General features: G+C 71.7%; 18 protein-coding genes and 2 tRNA genes. 8 read left to right on the top strand and 12 right to left on the bottom strand.

The annotated features are described in order from the left end of the window. The 4 genes from ABT295_RS15090 to pknB all read left to right on the top strand — a co-directional run bounded on the left by ABT295_RS15090 (position 1) and on the right by pknB (position 6,350). Positions 1 to 1,506, top strand: coding sequence for a PP2C family protein-serine/threonine phosphatase (locus ABT295_RS15090; protein WP_352395226.1), 1,506 nt, complete (start codon positions 1 to 3; stop codon positions 1,504 to 1,506). Next, positions 1,503 to 2,900 (top strand): FtsW/RodA/SpoVE family cell cycle protein, encoded by a 1,398-nt coding sequence (locus ABT295_RS15095; protein ID WP_352395227.1) that lies wholly within the window; start codon positions 1,503 to 1,505, stop codon positions 2,898 to 2,900. Before ABT295_RS15090 ends, ABT295_RS15095 begins: the two co-directional genes overlap by 4 nt. Continuing rightward, entirely contained in the window at positions 2,897 to 4,357 is a 1,461-nt protein-coding gene (locus ABT295_RS15100) for a peptidoglycan D,D-transpeptidase FtsI family protein (RefSeq protein ID WP_352395228.1), read from the top strand. Before ABT295_RS15095 ends, ABT295_RS15100 begins: the two co-directional genes overlap by 4 nt. Before the next feature lie 133 nt (positions 4,358 to 4,490). Continuing rightward, positions 4,491 to 6,350, top strand: coding sequence for a Stk1 family PASTA domain-containing Ser/Thr kinase (pknB, locus tag ABT295_RS15105; protein WP_352395229.1), 1,860 nt, complete (start codon positions 4,491 to 4,493; stop codon positions 6,348 to 6,350). 121 nt (positions 6,351 to 6,471) lie between these two features. Here pknB and ABT295_RS15110 read toward each other — a convergent pair whose 3' ends face one another. Both ABT295_RS15110 and ABT295_RS15115 read right to left on the bottom strand, forming a co-directional pair. Next, complete coding sequence (locus ABT295_RS15110) at positions 6,472 to 7,101, bottom strand: aminodeoxychorismate/anthranilate synthase component II (protein ID WP_352395230.1); 630 nt, start codon at positions 7,099 to 7,101, stop codon at positions 6,472 to 6,474. A gap of 76 nt (positions 7,102 to 7,177) precedes the next feature. Beyond that, the gene (locus ABT295_RS15115; protein WP_352395231.1) at positions 7,178 to 8,026 is read right to left on the bottom strand and encodes a DUF881 domain-containing protein; all 849 of its coding nucleotides are present in this window, start codon (positions 8,024 to 8,026) and stop codon (positions 7,178 to 7,180) included. Positions 8,027 to 8,177: 151 nt separating this feature from the next. On the opposite strand from ABT295_RS15115, the gene ABT295_RS15120 reads away from it, so the two are divergent. Continuing rightward, complete coding sequence (locus ABT295_RS15120; protein ID WP_020141592.1) at positions 8,178 to 8,429, top strand: cell division protein CrgA; 252 nt, start codon at positions 8,178 to 8,180, stop codon at positions 8,427 to 8,429. Positions 8,430 to 8,774: 345 nt separating this feature from the next. Here the strand turns inward: ABT295_RS15120 and ABT295_RS15125 are convergent, their stop codons facing one another. The 3 genes from ABT295_RS15125 to ABT295_RS15135 all read right to left on the bottom strand — a co-directional run bounded on the left by ABT295_RS15125 (position 8,775) and on the right by ABT295_RS15135 (position 10,943). Beyond that, positions 8,775 to 9,359 (bottom strand): P-loop nucleotide/nucleoside kinase family protein, encoded by a 585-nt coding sequence (locus ABT295_RS15125; RefSeq protein ID WP_352395232.1) that lies wholly within the window; start codon positions 9,357 to 9,359, stop codon positions 8,775 to 8,777. Positions 9,360 to 9,378: 19 nt separating this feature from the next. Next, positions 9,379 to 10,362 (bottom strand): rhomboid family intramembrane serine protease, encoded by a 984-nt coding sequence (locus ABT295_RS15130; protein ID WP_352395233.1) that lies wholly within the window; start codon positions 10,360 to 10,362, stop codon positions 9,379 to 9,381. A 62-nt stretch (positions 10,363 to 10,424) separates the two neighbouring features. After that, positions 10,425 to 10,943, bottom strand: coding sequence for a peptidylprolyl isomerase (locus tag ABT295_RS15135; protein WP_352395234.1), 519 nt, complete (start codon positions 10,941 to 10,943; stop codon positions 10,425 to 10,427). 119 nt (positions 10,944 to 11,062) lie between these two features. On the opposite strand from ABT295_RS15135, the gene ABT295_RS15140 reads away from it, so the two are divergent. Both ABT295_RS15140 and ABT295_RS15145 read left to right on the top strand, forming a co-directional pair. Further along, positions 11,063 to 11,752: an antitoxin gene (locus tag ABT295_RS15140; protein ID WP_352395235.1), complete on the top strand. Its 690-nt coding sequence runs from the start codon at positions 11,063 to 11,065 to the stop codon at positions 11,750 to 11,752. Positions 11,753 to 11,874: 122 nt separating this feature from the next. Next, positions 11,875 to 13,032 carry a hypothetical protein gene (locus tag ABT295_RS15145; protein ID WP_352395236.1) on the top strand — a complete coding sequence of 386 codons (1,158 nt, stop codon included), beginning with the start codon at positions 11,875 to 11,877 and terminating at the stop codon, positions 13,030 to 13,032. Between the two features lie 350 nt (positions 13,033 to 13,382). Here ABT295_RS15145 and ABT295_RS15150 read toward each other — a convergent pair. The 7 genes from ABT295_RS15150 to ABT295_RS15180 form a co-directional block, all read right to left on the bottom strand. Further along, a tRNA-Ala gene (locus tag ABT295_RS15150) sits at positions 13,383 to 13,458 on the bottom strand. A 16-nt stretch (positions 13,459 to 13,474) separates the two neighbouring features. Continuing rightward, complete coding sequence (locus ABT295_RS15155; RefSeq protein ID WP_352395237.1) at positions 13,475 to 13,654, bottom strand: DLW-39 family protein; 180 nt, start codon at positions 13,652 to 13,654, stop codon at positions 13,475 to 13,477. Between the two features lie 28 nt (positions 13,655 to 13,682). Next, positions 13,683 to 13,759 (bottom strand) — tRNA-Ile (locus ABT295_RS15160). 157 nt (positions 13,760 to 13,916) lie between these two features. Beyond that, complete coding sequence (locus ABT295_RS15165) at positions 13,917 to 14,447, bottom strand: DUF3566 domain-containing protein (RefSeq protein WP_352395238.1); 531 nt, start codon at positions 14,445 to 14,447, stop codon at positions 13,917 to 13,919. Next, the gene (gene gyrA / locus ABT295_RS15170; RefSeq protein ID WP_502991165.1) at positions 14,444 to 17,251 is read right to left on the bottom strand and encodes a DNA gyrase subunit A; all 2,808 of its coding nucleotides are present in this window, start codon (positions 17,249 to 17,251) and stop codon (positions 14,444 to 14,446) included. The genes ABT295_RS15165 and gyrA overlap by 4 nt, the downstream gene beginning before the upstream one ends. A gap of 100 nt (positions 17,252 to 17,351) precedes the next feature. Next, positions 17,352 to 19,448 (bottom strand): DNA topoisomerase (ATP-hydrolyzing) subunit B, encoded by a 2,097-nt coding sequence (gene gyrB / locus ABT295_RS15175; protein WP_352395404.1) that lies wholly within the window; start codon positions 19,446 to 19,448, stop codon positions 17,352 to 17,354. Between the two features lie 410 nt (positions 19,449 to 19,858). Further along, positions 19,859 to 21,406 carry a protealysin inhibitor emfourin gene (locus ABT295_RS15180; RefSeq protein ID WP_352395239.1) on the bottom strand — a complete coding sequence of 516 codons (1,548 nt, stop codon included), beginning with the start codon at positions 21,404 to 21,406 and terminating at the stop codon, positions 19,859 to 19,861. A gap of 150 nt (positions 21,407 to 21,556) precedes the next feature. On the opposite strand from ABT295_RS15180, the gene ABT295_RS15185 reads away from it, so the two are divergent. Continuing rightward, complete coding sequence (locus ABT295_RS15185) at positions 21,557 to 22,546, top strand: hypothetical protein (RefSeq protein ID WP_352395240.1); 990 nt, start codon at positions 21,557 to 21,559, stop codon at positions 22,544 to 22,546. The last annotated feature ends 27 nt before the right edge of the window (positions 22,547 to 22,573 follow it).

Raw genomic sequence — 22,573 nt, forward strand, 5'->3', positions numbered from 1 at the left:
GTGGCCATCGCCCTGCGCTACGCCGCGCGCTCCGACCTCGGGCTGGGACCCAAGTCCCGCAACGAGGACTCGGGGTATGCCGGCCCCAACCTGCTCGTCCTCGCCGACGGGATGGGCGGGCACGCCGCGGGCGACGTCGCGAGCTCGATGATCGTCGGCGAGCTCGCGCCCCTCGACGAGGAGGACGTGACGGCCGACCAGGCCGTCCCGCTCCTCGAGGAGGCGCTGCACTCGGCCAACGCCAAGCTGACCTCGGCGATGCGCGAGAACGCCGAGCTCGCGGGCATGGGCAGCACGACGATCGTCATGCTGCGCACCGGCAACAAGCTCGCCATGGCGCACATCGGCGACTCGCGCGCCTTCATGCTGCGCGGTGAGACCTTCTCGCAGATCACCAAGGACCACTCGTTCGTCCAGCAGCTCATCGACGAGGGCCGGCTCTCGCGGGAGGAGGCGAGCAGCCACCCGCAGCGCTCGGTCGTGACGCGCGTCATGACCGGCCAGCCCGACGACGAGCCGGACACCTCGCTGCGCGAGGCCAAGATCGGCGACCGCTTCCTGCTCTGCTCCGACGGACTCTCCGACTTCGTCGGCGCCGACGTCATCGAGGAGATCCTCCGCGCGGCCCGCACCCCCGACGAGGCGGCCGACCGCTGCATCGAGGTGGCGCTCAAGGCGAGCACCCGCGACAACGTCACGGTCATCGTGGCCGAGGTCGTCGACGCCGACGGTGACGACCTGCCCGGCACCGTGCCGCAGGTCGTGGGCGCGGCGGGCAAGCGGCTGCGCAACCGCACGCGGGCCATCCCGACGAGCCCGGCCGCCAAGGCCGCCGCCCTCTCCCGCGAGGCCACCGGCCGCGCCGACGCCGACGACGAGGGCCCCGAGCTCGCCGAGGACGGCGCCCGCTCGCGCCGGTCGCGGCTCGTGCGCGCCTCGCTGGGCGTCGTGCTCGTCGCGGCCGTGCTCGGGGCCGGGGGCTACGCCGCGTGGGCCTGGTCGCAGAAGCAGTACTTCGTCGCCGCCGACGGCGCCCACGTCGCGATCTTCCGGGGCGTCTCGCAGGACCTCGGGCCGATCCGGCTCTCGCACGTCGAGTCCCCGTCCGACGTGCTCGTCTCCGACCTGCCGGCCGACGTGCAGGGCTCGCTCGGCAACACCATCCCGGCCCGCGACCTCGCGGACGCCCAGACGAAGGTCGCCGCACTGCGCACCGAGGCCGAGCGCTGCCAGCACCTCGCCCTCACCGGCACGCCGTGCGGCACGACGCCCACCCCGTCGACCGTGCCGACCACCCCGGCCACGCCGACCAGCCCGACGCCGGGCACGCCGACGCCCGGCTCGACGACACCCGCGCCGGGCACCACGACCCGCCCGACCAACCCGTTCTCGACGCTGCTGCCGACGATCCGGCCGACGACGCCCCGCATCGGCGGCACGCCGACGACGCCGCCCCCCGTGGCGGTTGGCGGGTCCGCGACGGACCACACGGGAGGGCGCGCATGACGACCACCGTCGAACCCCTCGTGCCGCGCACCCGGCGCAACGCCGAGCTGCTGCTCCTGCTGCTCGCCGTCGGCATCGTGCTGCTCGCGTGGGTGACGACCGACCTCAACCGCAACGGCACCGTGCCGCCCAACGTCATCCCGGTGGCGGGCGGCTTCACCGTACTCGTGCTCGTCGTGCACCTCGTGCTGCGCTGGAAGGCCGCCTACGCCGACCCGGTGCTGCTGCCCATCACGACCGTGCTCAACGGGCTCGGCCTCGTCATGATCCACCGGCTCGACCTCGCCCGGGCCAAGCTCGGCACCGACGGCGACGCCTACCGCCAGCTCATCTGGACGACGCTCGCGGTCGTGCTCGCGGTCGTCGTGCTCTTCGTCCTGCGCGACCACCGCCTGCTGCGCCGCTACACCTACATCAGCATGGCCGCCGGCTTCGTGCTGCTGCTCCTGCCGCTCCTGCCCGGCATCGGGCGCACCATCAACGGCTCGCAGATCTGGATCTCGGTCGGCCCGCTCAACTTCCAGCCCGGCGAGTTCGCGAAGATCGCCCTCGCGGTCTTCTTCGCCGGCTACCTCGTGCAGACCCGCGACGTGCTCTCGCTCGCGGGCCGCAAGGTGCTCGGCTTCACCTTTCCGCGCGGACGCGACCTCGGCCCGATCCTCGTGGCGTGGGCCCTCGCGCTGCTCATCCTCGTCTTCCAGAAGGACCTCGGCTCGGCCCTACTCTTCTTCGGCCTCTTCGTGGCGATGCTCTACGTCGCGACCGAGCGGACCTCGTGGATCGCGATCGGGCTCATCCTCTTCGCCGCGGCCGTCGCCTTCGCCCTCTCGGCGTTCACGCACTTCCAGAAGCGCGTCGACCTCTGGCTCGACCCGTTCTCGCAGGACAGCCTGGAGCGCTCGAACCAGCTCGCGAACGGCCTCTGGGGGATGGCCTCCGGCGGGCTCACCGGCACCGGGCTCGGCGCCGGCCGGCCCTACCTCACCTCGTTCGCCGAGAGCGACTTCATCTTCCCCAGCCTCGGCGAGGAGCTCGGGCTCTTCGGCTCGGTGGCGATCATCGTGCTCTACCTCGTCTTCTGCCAGCGCGGCATCCGCACGGCCCTCGGCGTGCGCGACGGCTTCGGCAAGCTGCTCGCCATCGGCCTGGCCTTCTCGGTGGCCTTCCAGCTCTTCATCGTCATCGGCGGCGTGACGCGGGTCATCCCGCTCACCGGCCTCACGACCCCGTTCATGTCGCTCGGCGGCTCCTCGCTCCTCGCCAACTGGGTGATCATGGCGCTGCTGCTGCGCATCTCGGACCAGGCCCGCCGCCCGATGCCCGACATGCCCGTCGGCGTCGCGGCCGACGAGCCCGCACCCGCCGAGGTCACCCAGGTGGTGAAGCTGCCGTGAACACCCCGATCCGCCGGCTCTCGGTCGTCATCGCCTGCCTCTTCACCGCGCTGCTCGTCGCCTCGACGGTCGTGCAGTTCGTCCAGGCGAAGTCGCTCGGCGCCATGTCGACGAACAAGCGCACGCTGCTCGACACGTACTCCCGCGAGCGCGGCTCGATCGTCGTCGGCGGCCAGGCCGTCGCGAAGTCGGTGCCCGTGCAGGACCAGTACCGCTTCCTGCGCAGCTACCCCGCGGGCGAGCTCTACGCCCAGCTGACCGGCTTCTACTCGTATGCCGTCGGCGCGCCCTACGGCCTCGAGCACGCCGAGGACGATCTGCTCTCGGGCGACGCCGACGCGCTCTTCGTGCGCCGGGTCACCGACCTCATCACCGGGCGCAAGACCTCGGGCGCGACGATCGAGCTGACGATCGAACCCAAGGCCCAGGCGGCGGCCGACAAGGCGCTCGGCGACAGCAAGGGCGCCGTCGTCGCGCTCGACCCGAAGACCGGCGCCATCCTCGCCATGGTGAGCCACCCGACCTACGACCCCAACCCGCTCTCGAGCCACGACCTCGGCACGGCGGCCAAGGCCTGGCAGTCGCTCTCGACCGATCCCGACAAGGCCTACCTCAACCGCGCCATCAGCGGCGTCTACCCGCCCGGCTCGACCTTCAAGGTCGTCACGGCGGCGGCCGCCCTCGAGAACGGCGTCGCCAGCGACGAGAACAGCACGGTGCCCGGCCCCGCCGAGCTCGACCTGCCCCTGACGAGCACGCCGCTGCCCAACGAGGACGACCGCGCCTGCGGGCCGAACGACGAGACCACCCTGATCCACGCGCTCGAGATCTCGTGCAACACCGCGTTCGGCTCGCTCGGCCTCGAGCTCGGCGGCGAGAAGCTGCGCGCGCAGGCCGCCAAGTTCGGCTTCGGCGACTCCCTGCAGGTGCCGATGCGCGTGGCGACGAGCTCCGTGCCGGCCGACCTCAACGCGCCGCAGTCGGCCCAGGCCGCGATCGGGCAGTACGACGTGCGCACCACGCCGCTGCAGATGGCGATGGTCGCGGCCGGCATCGCCAACGGCGGCAGCGTCATGACCCCCTACCTCGTGCAGTCGGTGCGCAGCGCCAACCTCGACGTCATCTCCTCCGCGCCCGACCCGGTCGAGCTCTCGCAGGCCGTCTCGCCGGAGACCGCGTCGACGCTGACCAAGATGATGGTCTCGGTCGTCGACAACGGCAGCGGCGCACGGGCGCAGATCAACGGCGTCGAGGTGGCCGGCAAGACCGGCACCGCCCAGCACGACCCGAAGAAGCCGCCGCACGCCTGGTTCATCTCCTTCGCCCCGGCCACCGACCCGAAGGTCGCCGTCGCGGTCGTCGTCGAGGACGGTGGCGTGACCGGCAGCGAGGTCGGCGGCGGGCGCGTGGCCGCCCCCATCGCCCGTGACGTCATGGAGGCGGTGCTGAGCCGATGAGCCACCGCCGCGGACCCACCGACCACCCGACCAGACGGACCAGCCCGACCAGCGCGGCCCCCGCGCCCGACGAGCGGATCGAGATGACGCAGCACCCGGACGACCAGTTCCCGAACGAGCAGAGGCGATCGACGTGAGCAGCGCACCCCGTGTCCTCGGCGGACGCTACGAGGTCGGAGAGCTGATCGGCCGTGGCGGCATGGCCGACGTCCACCTCGGGCGCGACGCCCGGCTCGGCCGCCAGGTCGCCATCAAGATCCTGCGGTCCGACCTCGCCCGCGACGCGAACTTCCTCATGCGCTTCCGGCGCGAGGCGCAGTCCGCCGCGGGGCTCAACCACCCCTCGATCGTGGCCATCTTCGACTCCGGCGAGGACGAGGACCTGCCCGACGGTCCCGGCGGCACCCGGGCGACGCTGCCCTACATCGTCATGGAGTACGTCGACGGCCAGACGCTGCGCCAGAAGGTCACCGACCACGAGCAGCTCGAGCCGGCCGAGGCGATCCGCGTCACCGAGGGCATCCTCGACGCGCTGGCCTACAGCCACCGGATGGGCATCGTCCACCGCGACATCAAGCCCGCCAACGTCATGATCACGAGCAGCGGGCACGTCAAGGTGATGGACTTCGGCATCGCCCGCGCCATCGCCGACACCGCCGCGACGATGACCCAGACCCAGTCGGTCGTCGGCACCGCGCAGTATCTCTCGCCGGAGCAGGCCCAGGGCCAGACCGTCGACGCCCGCTCCGACCTCTACTCGACGGGCTGCCTGCTCTTCGAGCTGCTCGCCGGCCGGCCGCCGTTCACGGGGGACTCGCCCGTCGCGATCGCCTACCAGCACGTCGGCGAGCTGCCCCAGCCGCCGAGCGTGTGGAACGACGCCGTCGGCGGCGACCTCGACGCCGTGACCCTGCACGCCCTCGCGAAGGACCGCGACGCCCGCTACCAGGACGCGACGGCCTTCCGCCGCGACCTCGAGAACGTGCGCCTCGGCCGGCAGATCAGCGCGGCCGCGCTCGGCACCGCCGCGACCGTCGGCGCGGCCGCCACCCAGACGATGCCGCAGGCGTATGCCGCCCCCGGCACCCCGACGGCCGTGCAGCCCGCCGTCGGCCGCCGACCCGAGAACACCGCCGGCCTGCCGGCCGTGGGGCACGAGGAGGACGAGGGGGAGCAGCGCTCGGGCGGCAAGGGCAAGGCGGCCCTGATCACCCTGCTCGTGCTCGCCGTGCTCGGCCTCGTCGGCTGGGGCGCGGCGACGTGGTTCGGCAACCAGACGCCCGACGTGCGCACCGTCGCCGTGCCGACGATCGAGGGCATGAAGGAGGACGTCGCCGCGCGGACCCTGACGACGAACGGCCTCAAGGGCGACAAGACCCTGGCCGCCGACAGCACGGTTCCCGTCGGCGAGGTGGTGAGCCAGGACCCGAAGGCCGGCACCAAGGTGCCCGAGCAGTCGACCGTCTCCTACGTCGTCAGCTCGGGGCCCGACACCGTGACCGTGCCCGACGTCACGGGCTTCGACAAGGACTCGGCGCGCGAGGAGCTCGAGAAGCTCGGCTTCGTCATCGTCGGGTTCACCGAGGAGAACACCCCCGACCAGGACAAGGACAAGGTGACCAAGACCGACCCGGCCGCCCAGTCCGTGGCGGCCAAGGGCGCGAAGGTCCGCATCTTCTACGCGACCGGCAACGTCAAGGTGCCGACCAACCTCGTGGGCCAGGACTGGGCCCTCGCCGCGGTGGCCCTGCAGAACGCGGGCCTCGAGCCGCGCAAGACGCCCATCGAGTCGGACAAGAACCCGGACGAGGTGCTCTCGGTCGCGCAGGCGGGCGATGTCGTCAAGCGCGGCACGACGATCGAGGTCAAGGTCGCCCGGACGCCGAACTCGACGATCACCATCACTCCGACGCTGCCCCCGACGACCCCGACGACCCCGGCGACTCCGAGCGAGACCCCGAGCGAGACGCCGACCGGCACCTCCACGGGCTGAGCACCGGGCCGGCCGCCGACCCCGCTCGACCCCGCTCGACGCGGCACCGCGCGTCACCCGGCATACGGCCTCGGGCACGATGACGAAGGGCCCCTCCCGGCGGGAGGGGCCCTTCGGCGTCTCAGACGGCTGCGGTGACGAGCGGGCTGAGCCCCGCCGAGCGCTCGACCGCGCCGGTGTCGCCGGTGAGGGCGAGGAAGTTCGCGAGCATGCGGTGCCCGCCCTCGGTGAGCACGCTCTCGGGGTGGAACTGCACGCCGTGCAGCGGCAGGTCGCGGTGCTGCACGGCCATGACGATGCCCGACTCGGTGCGTCCGGTCGCGACGAGCTCGGCCGGCAGCGTCTCGGGCTCGATCGTCAGGGAGTGGTAGCGGGTGGCCGTGAAGGGGCTCGGCAGGCCGGCGAGCACGCCGGCTCCGTCGTGGTGCACGAGCGAGGTCTTGCCGTGCAGCAGCTCGGGCGCGCGGCCGACGCGCGCGCCGGCGACGACGCCGAGCGCCTGGTGGCCGAGGCACACGCCGAACATCGGCTTCTCGAGGCGCGCGCACTCGCGGATGATGTCCATCGAGACGCCGGCCTGCTCCGGGGTTCCGGGGCCGGGGGAGACGAGCACGCCGTCGTGGTCCGCGGCGGCGGAGGCCGGCACGGCGTCGTTGCGCACGACGGTGCAGTCGGCGCCGAGCTGCTCGAGGTAGCCGACGATCGTGTAGACGAAGCTGTCGTAGTTGTCGACGACGAGGATGCGGGTCATGCCGGGTCTCCGGTGCTCGAGGGTGTGTGTGGGCTGCGGTCGTGCGGGGGGTCGTGCACGGGGGTGGTGCGCGGGGTCAGCGCATCGGTCGGGCGTACTGGAAGTCGACCGAGCCCGAGTACGCCGGGAACTCGAGGGAGCCGTGGGTCGCCACGGAGTAGCCGAGGCCGACCGCGTCGACGTACTGCTTGTAGATCGTCACGGACGGGTCGGCGTCGAGGCCCTGCTGCATGCGCGAGACGTCGCCGATCGCCGAGATGCGGTAGGGCGGGGCGTAGACGCGGCCCTGCAGGATGAGGGTGTTGCCGACGCAGCGGACGGCGCTCGTGGAGATGACGCGTTGGTCCTGGATCATCATCGCCTCGGCGCCGGAGGCCCAGAGGGCGTTGACGACGGCCTGCACGTCCTGCTGGTGCACGACGACGTCGTCGCCGGTGAAGCCGTCGGGCAGGGTGTCGCCCGAGCGCTTCGCGTCGTCGAGTGCGACCTCGAGGCCCGGCCCGCGCACGGCGGTCGTCGCGGTCGTCGGCGACAGCTCCTCGGCGCGGCGCGTGAGGCTCGAGAGGTGCTCGTCGGTGGGGGCGCTGGCCTTGGAGAGCGCCTCGACCTCCCGCTGGAGCGCGTCGAGCTGCTCGGCCCGGGCGGCGACGCGGTCGTCGCCCTCCATGATGAGCTGGGGCAGGTCGCGGTCGGCGCGCAGGTCGCGGCCCTGGGCGGCCTGGAAGCTCATCGCGAACATCAGCCCCGCGGCGGCCGTCACGACCGGCACGAGCAGGCGCCAGGTGACGCGCGGGCGCGGCCGGCGGGCGGGCGCCGCCGGGTCGGTGACAGCGGGGTCGGTGGCTGTCGAGTCGGTGGCGGCGGGGTCGGTGGCAGCCGGGTCTGCCGTGCTCGCCGTGGCGACCGGCTCGACGTCCTCTGGCATGCTTCCCCCGCTCGCGCGGACCCTCCGCGCCGCCTCCATTGTGCCTCGTCGGGCCCGGGGCGCCGACCCGAGGCGCCGGGGCGCGCTGCGTTCGGCGACGTGGCGCGCCTTGTTGGTTACCCTTGCCTCAACTCAGAGCAAGGAGATTGCAGTGCCCGAGTCCAAAGGCCGCGACCACAAGGCGGCGGCCTACACCCCGCCCCGCACGAGCAAGGCCGCCGAGCCCAACCCCACCTGGTGGGCGCCCGTCTTCATCACGCTGCTCGTCCTCGGGCTGCTGTGGATCGTCGTCTACTACGTGACCGAGTACAAGTACCCCATCGGCTCGATCGGGGTCTGGAACCTCGGGGTCGGGTTCGTCCTGCTCATGGGTGGCTTCATCATGACGATGCGGTGGCGCTGACCGACAGAGTCGGCGCACCCGCTGCGCCTCGCCCGCACCAGCCAAGGAGCCGCCCCCGTCGTCGACGGGGGCGGCTCCTTTCGTGTGTGTCGGGCCAGCGCTGTGCACACCGTGTGGGGCGGGCTCGTCCACAGCTGTGGACGATCCGGGGCCGCCTGCGGGGTTCCACAGCTGTGGACAACGCCCGTGCACAACTCCCACGGCGCTGACGACGACGTTGTCCACATGGTTGTCCCCAGCTGTGCATGAATGACACGTGTGTAACTACATCCACAGGGTTGTCCACAGCCGGTGGACAACTTCCCTCCGAGGTCGTCCGTCAGTCGTCGCGGTAGTGAGCGGTCGTCAGCGGCGCGGCAGGCCGACCTCGGCGACGACGCGCTCGGCCGTCGCCCGGGCATCGCCGTGGGCGTTGTCGAGGCGCAGGTGGCGGTGCCCGGGCAGCAGCGCCGCGCCGTCCCGGGCCGGGTCGCTGCTGAAGCGCGCGCGGGACTCGAGGTCCACGACGTGCGCGCGGGCCCAGTCGACGTCACGCTTGCTGCGCTTGTGGTCCATCCGGTCGGGGCTGCCCTCACGGGCGAGCCGCACCGGCTGCGGCGCGTAGAGCTCGACGACGTCGATGGGCGCACCGGCCCGCTCGACCGGTGCGACGAGCTCGCGCAGGGCGGTGCGGTCGCCCGGGGCGTCGAGGTCGACGGCGACGGTGAGGACGAGACCGGGCAGGTCGGCGGCGAGCGCCTCCGCGATGACCTCGCGCCGGATCAGGCCGTTGAGCCGGTTGAACGAGGGCGTGCCGAACTCGAAGATGCCGAGCAACGGCTCGATCGAGAGGTGGTTGTGGAAGAGCCGGTAGCCGGTGAGGTCGCAGACGGCCCGCCCCACCGTCATCTTGCCGACGGCGGGCGGGCCGGTGATGCAGACCAGGTGCACGGCGGGCTCGGCGTCCGGGTCAGCTGAAGTTGCTCGAGTCGATCATCCGGATCACGTCGGGCAGGCTGAGGTACTTGACCACCGTCACGGCCACGAGCAGGGCCAGCACGCCGCCGAGCGCGGCCCAGACGAGGTGGCGCACGTTCTGCCGGCGGTAGGCCACGACGGCGCCCGCGCAGACGACGCCGGTGACGAGGCCGCCGAGGTGGGCCTGCCAGGAGATGTTCGGGTAGAGGAAGCCGAAGGCCGCGTTGATCGCGATCGTCGCGTACATCGCCGTCGACGAGCGGCCGAGGTGCCGGTTCAGCACGAGCAGGGCGCCGAAGAGGCCGAAGATCGCTCCGGAGGCGCCGACGACCGGCGCGAGCCAGGCCTCGTCCTGCCCGGTCTGCAGACCGGCGAGCGTCGGGGTGCCGGCGAGCAGCGTGACGGCGACCTGACCGCCGATGCCGCTGATCACGTAGAGCGCGGCGAAACGGGCCCGGCCGAGCATCGGCTCGAGGTACTGCCCGAGCGACCAGAGCGCGAACATGTTGAGGAAGATGTGGAAGAACGTCGACGGCGAGTGCAGGAAGGCCGCCGTCACGAAGCGCCACGGCTCGGTCCAGCCGAGGGCCGGGAGGAAGCTGAAGTCGGCCGTCACCTGGCTGCTCGCGCGCTGCGCGAGGTAGACGAGGGCGCAGATGCCGATGATGGCGTACGTCACGACCGGGGTGCCGTCGGTCGCGCGGCCCCCGAAGACGGTGCGGGCACCCGGCGTCGTGCGCGCCGCTTCACGCACGCAGTCGACGCACTGGATGCCGACGGCCGCGGGCCGCTGGCACTCGGGGCAGGCCGGGCGCCCGCACCGCTGGCACCGGACGTAGGCCTCGCGGTCGGGGTGGCGCGGGCACACGGACGGACCGGCAGCGGGCTGCGGGACCCCCGCCGCGGCAGGCGGCTCGCCGGAGCGGCCGGGCTGCCACGGCTGGCCCTGCGATCCGCTGGTCGGGTTCTCTGACATCGGGTTCCCCCCTGCCGGTCGCGTCCGTGTGGTCGAGCTCGGTGGAGCTCAGGTGGAGCTGCTCAGTCCTCGATGCTGACCGAGTTGATGACGACGTCCTCGACCGGCTTGTCGTTCTGACCGGTCGGGACCGCGCCGATCTTGTCGACGACGTCGCGCGAGGCCTGGTCGGCGACCTCACCGAAGATCGTGTGCTTGCCCTGCAGCCACGTCGTCGCGGCCGTGGTGATGAAGAACTGCGAGCCGTTGGTGCCCTTGCCCATGCGCTTGCCGGCGTTGGCCATGGCGAGGACGTAGGGCTTGGTGAAGTCCTTGTCGGGGCTGATCTCGTCGTCGAACGCGTAGCCGGGGCCACCGAAGCCCTGACCGATGGGGCAGCCGCCCTGGATCATGAAGTTCGGGATGATGCGGTGGAAGATCAGGCCGTCGTAGAACGGGGTCGGGTTCGTGCGACCGGCGTCGTCCTTGTACTCCTTCTCACCCTTGGCGAGGCCGACGAAGTTCTCGACGGTCTTGGGCGCCTGGTGCTCGAAGAGGTCGATGACGATGTCACCGTGGTTCGTGTGCAGGGTTGCCTTCATGGGCCCAATCCTCGCACGACCGAGCACGTATGCCGTGCGGCCGGGTATGCGACGGACGGCGGCGGAACGCTCGGGGTGGACCCGCCGTTGGCCAAGGAGAAGGATCGTCCCCACCACAGGTGCAGGACTCGACCCAGGAGCCGCCGGCCCGCCCGGCGCAGGACGGAGTGCCGATGTCGTTTCTCGACAAGCTGAAGAAGAAGGCCGAGGAGCTCGACCTCGAGACGAAGGCCAGGCAGCTGCAGGAGGCGGCCACGCAGGCCGCCGCCCAGGCCCGCGAGAAGGCCGGCGACTTCGCGGCCGAGAACCGCGAGAAGATCGACGGCTACGTCGAGACGGCTTCGGCCAAGATCGACGAGAAGACCGAGGGCAAGTACGCCGACAAGGTCGCGAAGGTGCGCGAGCAGGTCGACCGCGGTGTCGACAAGGTGGCCGAGGGCCACGGGCCGGGCACCGGAACGGCCGGGGCGGCCGGGGCGGCCGGGGCGGCCGGAGCCACGACGTCCGGGGTCTTCCCCGTCGACCCCGACGCTCCCGAGCCGGTGACCGCGAGCCACCTCGACGCTCCCGAGCCCATCGACCCGCCGGCGCCGCTGCACGACAGCGGCTTCGACTCGGCGGCCGCCGACCTCCCCGTGCCCACGCAGGAGGCGCTGCGCGACACGGCCCTGGAGGACACGGTGCTCGGTCTCGACCACCCCCCGACGGCCACCAGCGCCCACCCCGGCGCGCACGACGACCTGCCGACCCCCGAGGACGCCGAGGGCACCGGTCACGCTCCCGCACCCCGACAGGACCCCGCGGGCTGAGCACGAGCGGGACGGGCGGGCCCGGCCGCGCCACCACCCGGCATACGTGCTCGGTGGCAGCCGGTGCCGCGCGTCGCGGAACTTGGCAGGATGGGTAAGAACTTCAGGACCTAGGAGGACGAATGTTCGGAACCAAGCAGTCCCGCGCGGAGGCTGCCGTGGACCAGGCCCGTGGCGCGGCGGCCGATCTCGGCGCCACCGCGGGCGACCATCTCGAGTCGCTGCGTGACAGCGCCGTCGACACGGCCGGCTCGGCCGCAGCGGCGGCGAAGGACCGCGCCGCAGCGGCGCGCGACGCCGCTCGCGACGCGGCGGACAGCGCGCTGCACGACGCGGCCGACGTGACGCGCGACCGGCTCCACGCCGCCCGTGCCGCGGCCTCGCCCGTGCTGCACGACGCCGCCGACACCGCCCGCGAGAAGCTGAGCGACGTGGCAGCCTCGGCCAGGGGCGCCGCCGGTGACGCCCTGCACGAGGCCGCCGACCGCGCCAAGCCGCGGGTCGAGCACGCGCAGTCGGCCCTCGTCGACAGCGTGCTGCCCAAGGTCGGTGCCGCGCTCGCCTCGGCCGCCGCAGCCATCGCCGCGGGCGCCGAGCAGGCCCGGGACGCGGCGACGCCGCACCTCGAGCAGGCCGCCGCGCAGGCCAAGGAGACGGCCGCCGTCGGCGGGCACCGCGCGCAGGACGCCTACGCCGTGCTCAAGGGCGACGCCGTGGCCAAGCGCCGGCGCACCCGTGGCCGCTGGCTCGTCGCGATCGGCCTCACCGCCGCCGCGGTGGCCGCCGTCGCCGCGTTCCGCAAGCAGCAGCAGGCCGACGACCCGTGGGCCACGCCGCTCGACTCGCGCGCGGCCGGCACCGACGGTGGCCTCAAGGACAAGGCGGCCGAGCAGGTCGGCCACGCCAAGGACGTCGTCAGCGACGCCGCGAGCAAGGCCAAGGAGAAGGGCGCCGAGCTCGCCGACGCCGCCAAGGACAAGGCCGGCGACCTGGCCGCCAAGGGCCAGTCGGCCCTGGCCGACGCCAAGGACCGCTCGGGCGAGGCGATCGACGAGGCCTCCGACGCGCTCGAGGACGCCGCCGACAAGGCCGGCGACAAGGCCGACGAGCTCGCTGCCGAGGCGGAGGGCCAGGTCACCGCGGTCGACCCGAGCCCCGACTCCGACGCCATCACCTCCGACGCCGTCGAGGGGGGCACCATCAACGGCGCCTCGACGACCGACTCGTCGCGCGGCTCGGCGAAGACCCGCGCCGAGCGCGGCGACGACGCCGGCAGCTGAGGCACCGCCCTCGGGCGTGAACGAACAGCACGAAGAGAAGGACCCGGGTGCCAGAGGCATCCGGGTCCTTCTCTGCTTGAGCTGGCTCGCACCGACAGGGGGACAGCGCGAGCCAGCACAAGCAGAAGGGCTGGGCGCGGTTCGTGCGGGCCCAACCCTTCGCTGGATCACAGTCTAGACGGAGAAACACCGGGAGCGCGAGGGGTTCGATGAAGTTTGCACCACACCGTGGTCTGGATCACGGACCATTCACCGCAAACCGCCCCACGCGCAACACACCGAGAAAGACGCAACCCACCGGGATCGGATCGCGGTGGGTTGTGACCTGCTCGGTGTGTTGCGGGACGAGGTGGTGGAGCCAAGGGGACTCGAACCCCTAACCCCCTGCTTGCAAAGCAGGTGCGCTACCAATTGCGCCATGGCCCCCGGCTGGGGTGCGGCCTCAGGACGAGGTGGAGGCCTCGTCGGCCGCCGGAGCGCTCGCGGCCGGGGTGACCGGTGCGTGCACGTCGTCGGTGGCCTGGGACCAGAGGTCCTGCTCGGCCTGCTGCTGCTTCGCCTTCTTGCGGAGGAGGACGAGACCTGCGACGGCTCCACCGACGAGGGCGAGACGCTTGAGCATTCGTGGATCCTCTCCGTGGTGGCGGTGATGGTGGGCCTAGGAGGACTTGAACCTCCGACCTCTTCCTTATCAGGGAAGCGCTCTAACCGTCTGAGCTATAGGCCCATCGTCACCTTCACGCGTTCGGTCAGCCTCGTCGTGGACGAGAACCGGACGCGAGGGCACACGTTACCCGATGCCCCGTCCCTCACACAAAACGGCCCCCACCGAGGCGGTGGAGGCCGTTTTCGTATGCCGGGTGCCGCGGTTCCGCGGCGCCGGATCAGTCGTCCGTCAGCGTCAGCTGCACGCCGCCGACGAGGGCCGAGCAGATGTTGTAGAGGAAGGCCATGACGGTCGCGATGGCCGTCATGAGGATGACGTCGATGACCCCGATGACGATCGAGAGCGACACGACGCGGCCGAAGCCGACGTAGTCCTTGATCGAGAACGGGTCGGACGTCGTCGTCTGCAGCGACTGCAGCACACCCTCGATGTCGGAGAAGACGTTCATCGTCGACAGGATCATCCACAGCACGGCCGTGAGGATGACGCCCGCGATGCCGAGCGCCACCGAGAGCAGGAAGCTCATCTTCATGACCGACCACGGGTCGACGCGGGCCACCGCGAGGCGGACCCGGCGCGGGCCCTTGCTCTTGCGGGCGGCCGTGGCCGGGCGGGCGGCGGTCTTGGTGGCGCTGCCACCGGAGCTGGCGTTCACGCGCTGCGTCGGCGCCGTGCGGCTCGTCACCGCACCGCGGGAGAGCGCGGTGCCCTGGTCGCCGAGCGACCCCTCAGAGCTGGTCGCGCTCATTCGTCACCTCCGTTGTCGCCCTCCGGCGAGCCGTCCTCGTCGTTCGAGGTCTCGTCCGACGGTACGCCATCGGGGCCCGGAACCGTAGCCGGTGCACTCGGGGTGGACGCCGCGTCGCCACCCTCGGCGTCGCCCTCGCCGACGACCTCGTCGACGACGATGTCGGACTCGGCGTTGCGCGCGACGGCCACGATCGAGTCGCCCTTGTCGGGCGTCGCGAACTTGACGCCCTGCGTCGAGCGGCCGGTGTGGCGCACCTCGTCGACGCGTGAGCGCACGATCTTGCCCTTCTCCATGACGACCATGACCTCGTCGGTCTCGCTCACCGTGAGGGCCCCGACGAGGTCGCCGCCCTTGTCGGAGAGCTTGGCGACCTGGATGCCGAAGCCGCCGCGACCCTGCACGCGGTAGTCGGAGACCGGGGTGCGCTTGGCCAGCCCGTTCTCGAAGACGACGAAGACGTCGGGGCTCTCGCCCTCCTCGACGACCGACATCGAGAGCAGGTCGTCGCCGGCGCGGAACTTCATGCCGGTGACGCCCGAGGTGGAGCGGCCCATCGGGCGCAGCGCCTCGTCGGTCGCGTGGAAGCGCACCGACTGGCCCTTGCGCGAGACGAGCAGCAGGTCGTCGCGGTTGCTCGCGAGCCCGGCGCCGACGAGCTCGTCGCCGTCGCGCAGGTTGATCGCGATGAGCCCACCCGAACGGTTCGAGTCGTAGTCGGCGAGGCGGGTCTTCTTGACGAGCCCCGCCTTCGTCGCGAGCACGAGGTAGTCGCCCGAGGCGTAGTCGCGCAGCGCGAGCACCTGGGCGATCTGCTCGCCGGGCTGGAAGGCGAGCAGGTTGGCCACGTGCTGGCCCTTGCTGTCGCGCGAGCCCTCCGGCAGCTCGTAGGCCTTGGCGCGGTAGACGCGGCCGAGGTTGGTGAAGAAGAGCAGCCAGCGGTGGGTCGTCGTCGTGAAGAAGTGCTCGACGACGTCCTCGCCGCGCAGCGAGGCCCCGCGCACTCCCTTGCCGCCGCGCTTCTGCGAGCGGTACTGGTCGACGCGCGTGCGCTTGGCGTAGCCACCACGGGTGATCGTGACGACGACGTCCTCCTCGGGGATGAGGTCCTCCATCGACATGTCGCCGTCGAAGGGCACGATCGTCGTGCGGCGCTCGTCGCCGTAGCGCTCGACGATGTCGGCGAGCTCCTCGCTGATGATCTCGCGCTGCCGCTGGGGCGAGGCGAGGATCGCGGTGTACTCGTCGATGAGGGCCTGCAGCTCGTCGTGGGCCTCGATGAGCTTCTCGCGCTCGAGGGCCGCGAGGCGGCGCAGCTGCATGTTGAGGATCGCGTTGGCCTGGATCTCGTCGATCTCGAGCAGCTCGATGAGGCCCTCGCGGGCCACCTCGACCGTGCGCGAGGCACGGATCAGGGCGATGACCTCGTCGAGCCGGTCGAGCGCCTTGAGCAGGCCGCGCAGGATGTGGATGTCGGCCTCGGCCTTGCGCAGGCGGAAGGTCGTGCGGCGCACGATGACCTCGACCTGGTGGTCGACCCAGTGCCGGATGAACCCGTCGAGCGGCAGCGTGCGGGGCACGTCGTCGACGAGCGCGAGCATGTTCGCGCCGAACGTCGTCTGCAGCTGCGTGTGCTTGTAGAGGTTGTTGAGCACGACCTTGGCCACCGCGTCGCGCTTGAGCACGATGACGAGGCGCTGGCCCGTGCGGCCCGAGGTCTCGTCGCGGATGTCGGCGATGCCCGAGATCTTCGCGTCCTTGACGAGGTCGGCGATCTTGAGCGCGAGCATGTCGGGGTTGACCTGGTAGGGCAGCTCCGTCACGACGAGGCACTGGCGGTTGTTGATCTCCTCGACCTCGACGACCGCGCGCATGATGATCGAGCCGCGGCCCGTGCGGTAGGCCTCCTCGATCCCCTTGTGGCCCATGATGAGCGCGCCGGTCGGGAAGTCCGGGCCCTTGATGATGCCGAGCAGGGCCTCGAGAAGCTCCTCGCGGGAGATGTCCGGGTGGTCGAGGTAGTACTGCGCGCCCGCGGCGACCTCGCGCAGGTTGTGCGCGGGGATCTGCGTGGCCATGCCGACGGCGATGCCGGCGGAGCCGTTGACGAGCAGGTTGGGGAACCGGCTCGGCAGCACGGCCGGCTGCATCGTCTTGCCGTCGTAGTTGGGCACGAAGTCGACGGTGTCCTGCTCGATGTCGCGCACCATCTCCATCGCGATCGAGGCCATCCGGCACTCGGTGTATCGCGGGGCGGCGGCGCCGTCGTTGCCGCGGGAACCGAAGTTGCCCTGGCCGTCGACGAGCGGGTAGCGCAGCGACCAGTCCTGCACGAGGCGCACGAGGGCGTCGTAGATCGCCGAGTCGCCGTGCGGGTGGTAGTGGCCCATGACGTCGCCGACGACGCGCGCACACTTGTTGTAGCCGCGGTCGGGGCGGTAGCCGCCGTCGTACATCGCGTAGACGATGCGGCGGTGCACGGGCTTGAGGCCGTCGCGCACGTCGGGCAGCGCGCGGCTGACGATGACCGACATCGCGTACTCGATGTAGCTGCGCTGCATCTCGGTGTTGAGGTCGATCGGCTCCACGCGGTCGTGGTGGCCGATGTCGGCCGGCACGTCCACGACGGTGCCCGTGACGGCGTCCGCCGCCGACTCGTCGGTCGCGGCGCCGTCGTCGCTCGTCCCGACGTCGTCAGGGTCGGGGCCGAGGATGTCCTCAATGCTCTGGTCCGGGGTGTCGCCACCCTGGCCCGGGGTCTCGTTGACGTCGTCTCCGTCGTTGGGAGGCAGGTCGTCGCTCACGTCAGGTCCCTTTGTCTCTCAGTGCAGTTGCGGCAGTGGGCGGCAGGTGCCGACGCGGGTGTTCCACGTGGAACGGCGCCGGACGGCATCCGTCGGCGGGTCAGATGTCGAGGAACTTCACGTCGCGCGCGTTCTTCTGGATGAAGCTGCGCCGCGACTCGACGTCCTCGCCCATGAGGACGGCGAACACCTCGTCGGCCTTGGCGGCGTCGTCGAGCGTGACCTGGAGCAGGGTGCGGGTGTTCTGGTCCATCGTCGTCTCGCCGAGCTCCTCGTAGTTCATCTCGCCGAGGCCCTTGTAGCGCTGGATCGGGTTGTCCTTCGGCAGGCGCCAGCCCTTGCCCTCACCGAGCTGGCGCAGGCCGTCACGCTCGCGGTCGCTGTAGGCGAACTGGTGGTCGGCGTTGCTCCAGCGCAGGCGGAAGAGCGGCGGCTGGGCGAGGTAGACGTAGCCGGCCTCGATGAGCGGGCGCATGAAGCGGAAGAGCAGCGTCAGCAGCAGGGTGCGGATGTGCATGCCGTCGACGTCGGCATCGGCCATCAGCACGATCTTGTGGTAGCGCGCCTTGTCGATGTCGAAGTCCTCGCCGATGCCGGTGCCGAAGGCGGAGATGAGCGCCTGCACCTCGTTGTTGGCGAGGATCTTGTCGATCCGGGCCTTCTCGACGTTGAGGATCTTGCCGCGGATGGGCAGGATCGCCTGGGTGTGCGGGTTGCGCGCCTGGGTGGCCGAGCCGCCGGCGCTGTCGCCCTCGACGATGAACACCTCGGAGAGGCTCGGGTCCTTGCTCTGGCAGTCCTTGAGCTTGCCGGGCAGGCCGCCGGACTCGAGCAGGCCCTTGCGGCGGGTCGCCTCGCGGGCCTTGCGGGCCGCCATGCGCGCGGCCGCAGCCTGCACCGACTTGCGCACGATGTCCTTGCCCTCGCTCGGGTGCGCCTCGAGCCAGTGCCCGAACTCGTCGGTCATGGCGCGCTGGACGAAGCCCTTGACCTCGCTGTTGCCGAGCTTCGTCTTCGTCTGGCCCTCGAACTGCGGCTCGGCGAGCTTGACGGAGATGACGGCGGTCAGGCCCTCGCGGATGTCGTCGCCGGTGAGGTTCTCGTCCTTCTCCTTGAGCAGGTTCTGCTTGCGCGCGAACTCGTTGACGAGCTTGGTCATCGCCGCACGGAAGCCCTCCTCGTGCGTGCCCCCCTCGTGGGTGTTGATCGCGTTGGCGTAGGTGTGCACCGACTCGCTGTACGCGCTCGTCCACTGCATGGCCAGCTCGAGGCTCAGCGACTTCGCCTCGTCCTCGACCTCGATGCTGATGACCTCGGGGTGCACCGGCTCGCTGCGCTTGGAGCCGTTGAGGTGGTTGACGTAGTCGATGAGGCCGTTGTCGTAGCGGTAGCTGACCTTCTTGGCCGTGACGGTCTTCTTCTCGCCGGCCTCGCCCTCGACCGCGTCGTCCTGCTCGTCGTCCTGCTCGACCTCGGTGAGGTCGGCGTCGAGGTCGTCCAGGTCGGCGTCGTCGCCGGCGGGCGTGCTGACCCGCTCGTCGACGAGGTTGATCGTCAGGCCCTTGTTGAGGAAGGCCATCTGCTGGAAGCGGGCGCGGAGCGTCTCGAAATCGTAGTCGACGGTCTCGAAGATCTCGGCGTTCGCCCAGAAGGTGATCGTCGTGCCGGTCTCGTCGGTGGCCTCCTGCTTCTCGAGGGGGCCGTCCGGCACACCGTCGGTGAAGCTCATCCGGAAGACGTGGCCCTTCTGGCGCACGGCCGCCTTGAGGCGCGTCGAGAGGGCGTTGACGACCGAGCTGCCGACGCCGTGCAGGCCGCCGGAGACCTTGTAGCCGCCACCGCCGAACTTGCCGCCGGCGTGCAGCTGGGTCAGCACGAGCTCGACGGCGCTGATCTTCTCGACCGGGTGGATGTCGGTGGGGATGCCGCGGCCGTTGTCCTTGACCCGCACCCCGCCGTCGGCGAGCAGCGTGACGTCGATCGTGTCGGCGTAGCCGGCCAGCGCCTCGTCCACCGCGTTGTCGACGATCTCGTAGACGAGGTGGTGCAGGCCGCGCGGGCCGGTCGAGCCGATGTACATGCCGGGGCGCTTGCGCACGGCCTCGAGGCCCTCGAGCACGGTGATCTGGCTCGCGTCGTAGTCGACGCCGTTGGGCCGCGCGTCGGCCGTCTCGACCACGGACGGGCCCTCACCCATCGGGGTCGCGTCGCTCGCCACGCCGGGAGCCGCCACGGGGTCGGGTCCGGTGGAACCCGGGGTGCTGCTGGGGGTCGTGCTGGTGGTGGTCGGCTCGTCGGCGTCGGACACGTCTCTCCTCGGTGGTCAGACTCATGCGGGCGGCTCGACGTGGACGTCGAGCCGCAACCTGTCCAGTCTAACGGTCCAGCGCCGTCCCGCGTGCCCTCAGACGCGCGGGACGGCCACTATCCGGGCCGAGAACCCGCTGTTCCGAGGGGAGGATCACGCCGGGGGGCCTCAGCGCCCCTCAGGCGCCTTCACTCGATGCGGGCCCGGGCCCGTCACCGCGATGGGTGGGAACCCCATTCTCTCGCGGTCCGAGCTCGCCCGCGGGTGTCGTCCACAGGTCTCGTCCACAGGCCGCCGGGTCACCCTCCGTGCGCGTCGGTGTCTGCGCCCTGCGCCCTGCCCTCGACACCCTGTCCGTCGGCGAGGGTGCGCTCGAAGAGCGAGTGGATCGCCTCGGGCAGGTGTGGCTCCTGGAGGGTGACGTCGCAGCCGGCCTCGTCACAGACGACGGAGTAGACGAACGCGTCGGGGTGGCTGCGCTCGGTGGTCGCCGCGATGCGCTGGAGCGTCGGTGCCGCCAGCAGGTGCGACCAGTCGCGAGCGTCCCGCTCCGGCAGCTCGCCGAGCGCGACGCGACGCTCGCGCACCTGGCCGGCGAAGCCGCCCGTGCGCCGCAGCACGACCTGGGCGTCGGCGCCCGGCGCCCCGCCGTCGGCCGGCGCCTCATCCGAGCCGGAGCCACCCGTCGAGCCACCCGTCGAGCCACCCGTCGAGCCACCCGTCGAGCCACCCGTCGAGCCACCGGCCGAACCACCGGGAGAACCGTCGCTCCCCGCGGGGGTGAGCACCCCGACCTGCTCCCAGCCGGCACGCACCGCCTGCTGCTCGGGCGACCCGTCGCCGTGCGCCGTCCCGGCGGCCGCGACGGTGAGCTCGGCGAACGTCGCGAAGTCGCAGTCGGCCTTGATCCCGTCGCCCGACACGACGGCGTACCAGATCGCGCCGGCGCCCTCCCACGCGTTGCCGCCGATGGCGTCGGCGGCCAGCACGAACGCGCGGTTGGGGATGCCGGAGTTGATGTGGACGCCGCCGTTGTCGTCCTGCGTGTCGACGTAGTGGGCCATGTCGGCCGGCTGCGGGTCGGTGCCGAGCCGCGGGTCGTCGTAGGCGGTGCCGGGGTTGCGCATGTCGCGCAGGGCGCGGCCCTGCACCGAGGGCAGGAGCAGGTCGGCGCCGACGAGCCAGTCGGCCTCGGCCGCGCTCTGCCCGAGGGACTTCTGCTTGACGAGCACGCCGAAGACGTCCGAGATCGACTCGTTGAGCGCGCCCGACTGCCCCTGGTAGAGCAGGCCGGCCGTGTGCTCGGTGACCCCGTGCGCGAGCTCGTGCCCGATGACGTCGAGGCTCGCCGTGAACCGCCCGAAGACGACGCCGTCACCGTCACCGAACACCATCTGCGCGCCGTCCCAGAAGGCGTTGTCGTAGTTCTCGCCGTAGTGCACCGTCGCGAGCAGCGGCATCCCCTTGCCGTCGAGGGAGTCGCGGGCGTAGGCCTCGGACCACAGCCGCCACGTCGCCCCGAGCCCGTCGTAGGCCTCGTTGACCGCGTCGTCGGACGTCGGCGGCTGGCCCTCGGTGCGCACCGTGGTGCCGGGCGTCGTCTGGCTGCCGGCCGCGTCGGCGATGGTGCGGTGCGGCCCGGCCCCCGCGGCAGCCCCACCGAGGTCGGCCGCTCTCGGCGCGCGCCGGCCGGTCGGCCGCGCGGTCGGGCTGCGGCGCGCGAGGCGGACGTGCTCGTCGTGGTCGAGCACGGCTCGCGCATGCGCCGCCACGGCCGGTTCGTCGCTCGCGGCGAGCGCCTGGAGGATGTAGGGCGGGACGATCGTGCACCACTGCGCTGGGCTCATGGCCCCAGTCTGCGACGGCGCACCGACAACCGGGGGCCCGGAGGGCTGCGGGTTTCGGCAACCCCCGAACGACCGTCGGCGCCGCGTCCTACCCTGTGATCACCGCCGGCGCAGGTGGGTGCCCGGCAGCTCAGGTGAGCAGGTGGACCGATGAGGCGTTCCCGACAACTGCGTTCCCGACAACTGCGTTCCCGACGGCTCCGAGCCGTCCTCGCGGCGACCGCCGTGGCCCTTGCCGTGCTGCTGGCCCCGCTCAGGGTGGGCCCCGCGATCGGGGCGACACCGATGCGGGTCGGCGCGCACTCCACCGACTACGCGTGGTTCGACTCCGCCGTGGGCCCGATGCAGATGTACCGCGACTTCGACACGGGGTTCAGCTACGCGACGTGGCAGGACACGGCCGCCTACAAGGCGCATCCCGGCGCACCCGCCTTCCACTACTCGGTGAAGATCCTGCCGCAGCGCCTCAGCGACCCGACCGACCCCGTCAACGCCCGGCTCGCGACCTTCCTCGCCACGACGCCGAAGAACATCGTGCTGACCAACTTCCACGAGCCCGACTACTACAACAACGGTCGGTTCACGCCGGCCCAGTTCCGCACCGGCATCCTGCGCTTCGCCGACGCCGTGCGCGCGCAGAACCTCGCCGACGGCGGCACCCGGCGGGTCTCCGTCGTGCTCATGGACGTCACCTTCAACGGCTACTGGACCTGGCCCGCGAGCGAGTGGTGGCCGACCGACGCGCGCGACGGCGGGCACGTCGACCTCGTCGCCGGCGACATCTACGCCCTGCCGAACGGCACCAACACGGCGTGCTGCCCGCGCGGCTACACGACGGGCCTCAAGTGGCAGAAGCCGGCCTACATGATCAGCTTCCTGCGCAACTTCGCCGTCGCCCACGCCACCCCCTGGGCGGTCACCGAGCTCGGCTACCTCGAGGACGTCACCGACCCGACCCACAAGGCGCAGGCGCTGCGCGACGCCGTGGCCTACGCCCGCACCAACGGCGCGGACCACATCCTCTACTTCGACGCGACCGGACCCCGGGCCGACTGGCGCCTGCGGTGGTCGACCCCGATCGGCACCGCGTCGACGACGTCGGCGGCCGCGCTGGCCTGGCGCTCGCTCGCCGCCCCGTAGCGGCGTCGCGGAGCGGCTCAACCGGTC

It is taken from the genome of Terrabacter sp. NPDC000476 (genome assembly GCF_040300125.1).
Taxonomy (GTDB): Bacteria; Actinomycetota; Actinomycetes; order Actinomycetales; family Dermatophilaceae; genus Terrabacter.

Bases quoted from the DNA above. Each gene is read 5' to 3' on its own strand.
- ABT295_RS15095 (WP_352395227.1), top strand. From the start codon at position 1,503: ATGACGACCACCGTCGAACCCCTCGTGCCGCGCACCCGGCGCAACGCC.
- ABT295_RS15110 (WP_352395230.1), bottom strand. From the start codon at position 7,101: ATGACCCGCATCCTCGTCGTCGACAACTACGACAGCTTCGTCTACACG.
- ABT295_RS15115 (WP_352395231.1), bottom strand. From the start codon at position 8,026: ATGCCAGAGGACGTCGAGCCGGTCGCCACGGCGAGCACGGCAGACCCG.
- ABT295_RS15130 (WP_352395233.1), bottom strand. From the start codon at position 10,362: ATGTCAGAGAACCCGACCAGCGGATCGCAGGGCCAGCCGTGGCAGCCC.
- ABT295_RS15135 (WP_352395234.1), bottom strand. From the start codon at position 10,943: ATGAAGGCAACCCTGCACACGAACCACGGTGACATCGTCATCGACCTC.
- ABT295_RS15145 (WP_352395236.1), top strand. From the start codon at position 11,875: ATGTTCGGAACCAAGCAGTCCCGCGCGGAGGCTGCCGTGGACCAGGCC.
- ABT295_RS15155 (WP_352395237.1), bottom strand. From the start codon at position 13,654: ATGCTCAAGCGTCTCGCCCTCGTCGGTGGAGCCGTCGCAGGTCTCGTC.
- ABT295_RS15165 (WP_352395238.1), bottom strand. From the start codon at position 14,447: ATGAGCGCGACCAGCTCTGAGGGGTCGCTCGGCGACCAGGGCACCGCG.
- gyrB (WP_352395404.1), bottom strand. From the start codon at position 19,448: ATGGGTGAGGGCCCGTCCGTGGTCGAGACGGCCGACGCGCGGCCCAAC.
- ABT295_RS15180 (WP_352395239.1), bottom strand. From the start codon at position 21,406: ATGAGCCCAGCGCAGTGGTGCACGATCGTCCCGCCCTACATCCTCCAG.
- ABT295_RS15185 (WP_352395240.1), top strand. From the start codon at position 21,557: ATGAGGCGTTCCCGACAACTGCGTTCCCGACAACTGCGTTCCCGACGG.